This window comes from Actinomycetospora sp. 2LY8.5 (genome assembly GCF_057180585.1).
Genome location: NZ_JBXUHE010000065.1, coordinates 21,142 through 27,506, shown reverse-complemented (window position 1 = coordinate 27,506; position 6,365 = coordinate 21,142). Strand labels below are relative to the sequence as shown.

Annotated in this window: 5 protein-coding genes and 2 pseudogenes; 2 read left to right on the top strand and 5 right to left on the bottom strand. The window is 69.2% G+C overall.

Annotated elements, in window-relative coordinates; all coding sequences use genetic code 11:
• Positions 1-92: 92 nt before the first annotated feature.
• The 4 genes and pseudogenes from AC2A1K_RS33755 to AC2A1K_RS33740 form a co-directional block, all read right to left on the bottom strand.
• The gene (locus AC2A1K_RS33755) at positions 93-1,193 is read right to left on the bottom strand and encodes a hydantoinase B/oxoprolinase family protein (protein ID WP_483900728.1); all 1,101 of its coding nucleotides are present in this window, start codon (positions 1,191-1,193) and stop codon (positions 93-95) included.
• Positions 1,190-1,798 carry a hypothetical protein gene (locus tag AC2A1K_RS33750; RefSeq protein WP_483900727.1) on the bottom strand — a complete coding sequence of 203 codons (609 nt, stop codon included), beginning with the start codon at positions 1,796-1,798 and terminating at the stop codon, positions 1,190-1,192. Before AC2A1K_RS33750 ends, AC2A1K_RS33755 begins: the two co-directional genes overlap by 4 nt.
• A complete protein-coding gene (locus tag AC2A1K_RS33745) occupies positions 1,798-2,322 on the bottom strand; it encodes a hydantoinase/oxoprolinase family protein (protein WP_483900730.1) in 525 nt (174 codons plus the stop codon). The genes AC2A1K_RS33750 and AC2A1K_RS33745 overlap by 1 nt, the downstream gene beginning before the upstream one ends.
• A gap of 14 nt (positions 2,323-2,336) precedes the next feature.
• Positions 2,337-3,359, bottom strand: a pseudogene (locus tag AC2A1K_RS33740) (hydantoinase/oxoprolinase N-terminal domain-containing protein); the annotation flags it as partial.
• Positions 3,360-3,826: 467 nt separating this feature from the next.
• Between AC2A1K_RS33740 and AC2A1K_RS33735 the strand changes: the two are divergent.
• The gene (locus AC2A1K_RS33735; RefSeq protein ID WP_483900726.1) at positions 3,827-4,921 is read left to right on the top strand and encodes an MFS transporter; all 1,095 of its coding nucleotides are present in this window, start codon (positions 3,827-3,829) and stop codon (positions 4,919-4,921) included.
• Positions 4,918-5,127: a hypothetical protein gene (locus AC2A1K_RS33730; RefSeq protein WP_483900725.1), complete on the top strand. Its 210-nt coding sequence runs from the start codon at positions 4,918-4,920 to the stop codon at positions 5,125-5,127. Before AC2A1K_RS33735 ends, AC2A1K_RS33730 begins: the two co-directional genes overlap by 4 nt.
• 296 nt (positions 5,128-5,423) lie before the next feature.
• Here the strand turns inward: AC2A1K_RS33730 and istB are convergent.
• Positions 5,424-6,137: pseudogene (istB, locus tag AC2A1K_RS33725) on the bottom strand (IS21-like element helper ATPase IstB); the annotation flags it as partial.
• Between the last annotated feature and the right edge of the window lie 228 nt (positions 6,138-6,365).

Below are 6,365 nucleotides of genomic sequence, written 5' to 3'. Positions count from 1 at the left end.
GAACGTCCAACCCGATCCAACTACCCTCGCCAGGCACCGGCGCCTCCCTCGTAAATGCGGCACCGCCACCAACGACGGTGACCCGCGCCAACTTACGAGCGGAGGCGCCGGCCTCCATACGGTCTAGTAGCCGCGCGACCAGCTTGGACACGCGCATGCCGCTCTCGAGGTGCCCGCCCGACATCGGCGCGGGCTCCACCGGGTTGAGTATCGATCCGGGGGGGCACGACGAGGTCGAAGGCCCGCACGGCGCCCTCGTTGATCGGCACGTCCGGCACCAGGCAGAACAACATCGGCGTGATGGAAGCGGCCAGGGTGGCTCCCATCGACATGTTGATGAACCGGTCGGCCTGCGGGGCGGTGCCGGTGAAGTCGAGCGTCATGCTGTCCCCGTCGACCGTGGCGGAGCAGACGATCGGGTAGAGCTGATCGTGCTCGACGTAATCCGTCGCACGGTAGGTGCCGTCGGGCAGGCTCGCGATGCGGCTGCGCACCGCGCGCTCGGACAGGTCCTTGTTGAGGGCGCCGTAGCGCTCGAAGAGGTCGACGCCGTACTCGGCGACGACCTCCTGGATGCGGCTGTCGCACACGTTGTTCGCCGCCATGAAGCAGCGCAGGTTGTTGATCGTGCGGTCGGCGACGCGGTAGTTGGCCCGGAGCAGCCGGAGCATGTCGTCGTCGAACTCCCCGCCCGAGGCGATCTTGATACCCGGGAACCGGAAGCCTTCCTGGTAGGACTCCGTCGCGTCGGGAGCCATGCCGCCGGGCGTCATGCCCCCGACGTCGGCCACGTGCGCCTCCGACCAGCACCACGCGATCAGCCGGTCGCCCGAGAAGATCGGTCGGACCAATCCGATGTCCGGGGCGTGGAGCGCGCCCGTGCGGTGTGGGTCGTTGCAGATGAAGGCGTCCCCGGGGCGGATCCGATCGCCCGGGTAGATCTCGAGCAGGTATCGGATGGTCTGGCGTGCCGGTCCGAGGTGCCAGGCCGAGTAGCTGGAGTAGGCGATGATCTCGCCGCCGGCGTCGGCGATGAAGGTGGAGAAGTCCACGGCCTCGGCGATCACCGGGTCGCCGGTCGTGCGGATCATGATCACCCCCATCTCGTTCGCGATCGAGAAGAGGCGCCGCTGGAAGATTTCCACGTCCACCGGATCCACGGTGTCGACCTGTGGCTCTTCGATGATCGTCACGACATCACCTGTTCCTGGTGCAGCGCCGCGGTCGAGGGGGCGTCCGTGTGGTCTCGGACCCGCTCCGGCCCCAGGGCCGGCTCGCGGTCGATGAGGTGTTGATGGCCCTGGGCGTCGGTCTCGGCCTCCCAGCCGCCCGGGACGAACACCGTGGTCAGAGAGTGCTCGATGATCGCGGGCCCGTGGATCACCGTGCCGGGAGCGAGGCGGTCACCGGCGTAGACGTCGACGGTCGCGCAGCGCTGTTCGGTGGGTAGCAGGACCTGACGTGTCTCCACCGGGTCGGGGGCCCCCGACGCCGTCGGCTCCACGGAGCGGGTGGCGAACTTCGCCGTCCGCCCGGTCGCCACCACGCGGACACCCAGGAGCACCACACCGGAGTCCCGCCACGCCGTACCCGGCCCGTACTCCGCCTCGTAGCGCTGCGGGAACTCGTCCCGCATCCGATGCAGCGCGGTGTCGATGTCGTCGGAGCGCTCGATGGGTACGGTCAACTCGAAGATCTGCCCGGCGAACCGGAGGTCCGCCTGCCACCGGACGTCGACGTTCGGTGCGGCATAGCCTGATGACGCGAGGCCGGTGAGGGCTTCCCGTTCGAGGGCCATCAGGCTCTCCTGCACCGGGGCGCCCGAGCCCCGGTCCAGTGGACCGACCGCGCGAGCACCCGGACGTCATCGGTGGCGAGGAGACCGTAGGCGGAGAAGACGCCCGCCTCGCGCGGGATGACGACGCGCCGGATACCGGCCCGCCGACAGATCCCCGCGGCGAAGACGCCGAGTGCACCGCCGAAGGCGCAGAGGGTGAATTCGCGCGGGTCCTTGCCGCGCTCGACGGTGACCCGCCGCACGGCGTCGCTCATGGTGGCCGTGACGAGTCGGTACATCGCCGACGCCGCATCCTCGACGCTCGTCGCCATCGGGGTGGCGATCGACCGGGCGATCGCGGAGCGTGCGGCCTCGACGTCGAGGGTGCGTCTGCCGCCGAGGAACCAGGACGGCGCGAGGATGCCGAGCGCCACCACGGCGTCGGTGACGGTCGCGTCGCGGCCGCCCCGTCCGTAGGCGGCCGGGCCGGGGGCCGCGCCCGCGCTGCGTGGCCCGACTTGGGGACCCCCCGTGCGTCGATCCAGCCGATCGAGCCTCCCCCCGCCCCGATGGCGAGGACGTCCACCTTGGAGACGCCGGTGAGGAACTCGCGGACCTTCACCCGGTGGGTCACGGCGAGCTCCGGGCCGGCGAGGACCGACACGTCGAACGACGTCCCGCCCATGTCGCCGGTGATGACGTGAGAGACACCGAGGTCGGCCGTCAGTCGTTTGGCCCCGACGACACCACCGGCAGGACCAGAGTCCACCAGCGCGATCGGGCGCCGCCTGGCCTCTGCGCTGGGAAGGGTGCCCCCGAAGCCCTGCATGAACGCGATCGGCGCCCGCAGCCCGTGCCGGGCCAGCAGCTCCTCGATGCTCTCGATGTAGCGAGCCACGCGCAGGCCCGTGAACGAGTTCAGCACCGTGGTCACGGTCCGCTCGTACTCGCGCATGACCGGGCACAGGCGGGAGGACACGCTGAGGTAGAGATGGGGAAAGCGATCCTCGGCGACCCTGGCTACGAGCTCCTCGTGGACGGGGTTCGCGAAGCTGAACAGTAGGCAGACCGCCAGCGTCTCGACACCGCGGTCGGCCAGTTCCTGCAGGGCGGTGACGACGTCCTCCTCTCGCAGCTCCGCCACCACCGACCCGGTGCGGTCGATCCGTTCGGGCAGCTCCACGATGCAGTCGCGCGCGACGATGTCCGGGAGGTTGCGCTGGAAGTGGAAGTCTCGCTCGCCGTTGCGGGGAGACCTCGCGATGCGCAGCGTGTCCCCGAACCCCTTGGTCACGAGCAGCCCGACCCGAGCGCCCGCCAGCTCGGCGATCGCGTTCGTGACGATCGTCGTCCCGTTGACGAATCGGGTCGTGCTGCCCAGTAGGTGCTCGAGGGAGATCCCGAGCCCACCGGCTGCGCTTTCGAGGGCCGCGAGGACACCTTGAGTGAGGTCTTCCGGAGTCGTCTCCGATTTGTCCGTGTGCACGTTTCCGGTGGAGTCGACCACGCAGATGTCAGTGAAGGTTCCGCCAATATCGCAGCCGATCTGGTATTCGGGCCGTTCCTCGGACGTGCGACTCATCCACGTGGCGGAGGTATCGGGCACCGCTGCACCTCATTCCTTCTCCTCGATGGACGCACAATGTCTCGATCGTCGCCTCGAACCTGGTGACGAGTGTGGAGGGTGTTCTAGGTCATAGCCACTGGCAGAAGTGCTAGGGGGTCGAGTGAGCCCGGACGCCCAGCTCAGAGGGATGGTGGTCGAGGATGCCCCGGCCGCGTCGACCTCCGCGCGGACCTCGTTGACGCAGACTGCCGGACGGCGTTAATTTCAGCTCCCTCCACAGCCCCTTCGCGTTCCGGGGCATCCGGTAATCGTCGGCTCCGTTCTGGAGCGGCTGACACCGATTCGCGAAGTCCGGACGCCGAGCCCGGGGCTCACCTGCGCCTGCTGGACTCGACAACATCGACGTCGAAGGAGAACGAATGACGACACGGACCCGGCAGGGTCGGCGCCCCCTCAGCGCGAGGGGGGTCGCCTGGGCATCTTTGGTCGGCACCACAATCGAGTGGTACGACTTCTTCGTCTACAGCACGACCGCGACGATCGTGCTAGGGCAGCTGTTCTTCCCGACGAACGACCCGCTGACCAGCACGCTGGTGTCGGTGTCCTCGGTGGGCGTGGCATTCTTGGCCCGTCCGCTCGGTGGTGTCCTCTTCGGACATTTCGGGGACCGGTTCGGCCGCAAGAACACCCTGGTGGTGTCCCTGCTGCTCATGGGCTTCGCGACCGTCCTCATCGGGCTCCTGCCCACCTACGCCCAGATCGGCGTCGCGGCGCCGATCCTCCTCGTCGTGTTGCGAGTCGTGCAGGGCCTGGCGGTCGGTGGGGAGTGGGGCGGCGCGGTGCTGCTCGCCGTCGAGCACGCCCCACCGGACAAGCGCTCCTTCTACGGATCGTTCCCGCAGTTCGGCAGCCCGCTGGGCATCTTGTCCTCCGCCGCGGTCATCGGCCTGTTCCAGCTGCTGCCCGAGGAGCAGTTCCTGAGCTGGGGCTGGCGGATGCCGTTCCTGCTGTCGATCCTCCTGCTCGCGGTCGGCCTCGTACTGCGGATGCGGATCGAGGAGTCCACCGCCGTCCTCGGCACGCACAAGGTCGAGAAAGCGCGGGTCCCGCTCGGTGCCGTCCTCGGCTCCTACAAGGGACGGGTCGTGCTCGGCACGGGCATCGTGCTGGTCAACCACGTCAACTACATCACCACCACCTTCCTCCCGAGCTACGTCATCTCCCGTTACGGCGTCCCCGCGGCCTTCGCGACCAGCGGTCTGATCATCGCGTCGATCGCCATGCTCGTCGCCCAGTACCTGTTCGCCAGCAGAGCCCCTCGCGAGCAGTGGCGCCTCGCGGCGTTCGCCGGCGTGGCCCTCGCCCTGTGGGCGTTCCCGGCGTTCGCTCTGGGTGTCGGCCTCGGGCCCTGGGGCCTGGTGCTGGCCATGACCGTCTCTTTCGTCGTGTGCTCGGCGCTGCTGGCGGTCCTCTCCACGATGCTCGCGGCACTCTTTCCCGCCCATGTGCGGTACACGGGCATCTCGTTGTGCTACCAGCTCTCCGCGATCATCGGTGGCGGCTGCTGCCGGTCGTGACGGCGCTCGCCGTGTCCGGCGTCGGCGGTGCGTACTGGCCCGCGCCGATCCTGCTGGCGGGCTTCTCGCTGCTCACCGTCCTCGCGGCGCTCCGTTCCCGTCGGGTGCGCTCCGAGCTCGAACCGTCGATCGGCCCGGGGGCAGGGCACGGCCCGGACGACGAGGACGTGGCAGGAGACGGCCCTGCTCGAACCGCCTCCACGTGATCACCCGCGGATCCGCCGGTGGGCCCTACGCCGCTCGGGTCCGGGCGACAGAACGCTGCCGGTGCGGGCCGGTCCGAGCAGCGTGAGGTTCTCCGCGGCGCGGATCACTCGAGCTGGCGAAGTAGTCGAAACAGCCTGCGGGGACATCGGAGACTGCGAGGGCGAACTCGTCGAGGGTTTGTCAACGGGGAAAGCGCGCGCGCTTACGGCGGTGACGTGTCCGACCCCTGCCTGTCAACGGCCAGTTCGTGGTCCCCGCTGGTGGCCAGGTGAAAGCCCCCGGTCCCGGGGGTTGTTCAGCTGCTTGTGGCTGGCTTCGCTCCCTTCGTTCGGGCTTGGCGCATGCGGTAGGACTCGCCGTCGGTGACGACGACGTGGGCGTGGTGCAGGAGCCGGTCGAGCAGGCTGACCGCGGTGGTGTGTTCGGGTAGGAACCGGCCCCATTGGTCGAAGGGCCAGTGGGAGCTGATCGCTAGGCTGCGGCGTTCGTAGGCGGCGGCGACGAGCCGGAACAGCAGTTGGGCGGCGGTGTCGTCGAGGGGCGCGAACCCGATCTCGTCGACGATGATCAGGTCGTGGCGCAGGGTCTGGTCGATCAGCCGTCCGACAGAGGTGTCCGCGAGGCCGCGGTAGAGGGCTTCGACGAGTTCGGCGGCGGTGAAGAGGCGGACCCGGTGGCTGGCCTGGACCGCGGCGTGTCCGAGGGCGACGAGCAGGTGGGATTTGCCGGTGCCGGCGGGTCCGACCAGGGCGAGGTTCTCGCCGCCGCGGATCCACTCGAGGCTGGCGAGGTAGTCGAACGTCGCGGTCGGGACCGAGGAGACCGAGACGTCGAACTCCTCGAGGGAGTACTCGACCGGGAACGGGGCGGCCTTGCGCCGGTTGATGGTGTTGGAGGCCTCGCGAGCGGCGATCTCGGCCTCGACCAGGGTCCGCAGCAGCTCCTCGGGGCGCCAGCGCTGGGTGCGGACGGTGATCAGGAGTTCTGGGGCCAGCCGGCGCATCGCGGCGAGCTTGAGCCCGGCTTCGAGGTCGGCGCGCCGGCGCGGTGGCGCTCACAGCGCGTCTCCGCTCGGATCGATGGCGTAGTCGGCCAGGGAGCGGGTCGGGACGGCGGGCAGGGTGACGACCAGGGGTGTCGAGCTTTTCAGCATCGTGAAGTGACGCGAACACGATGATCGATCCGGCACCGTCGCGGTCGGGTTCAGGTGCCCTGATCTGCTCGACGATGGTCGTGT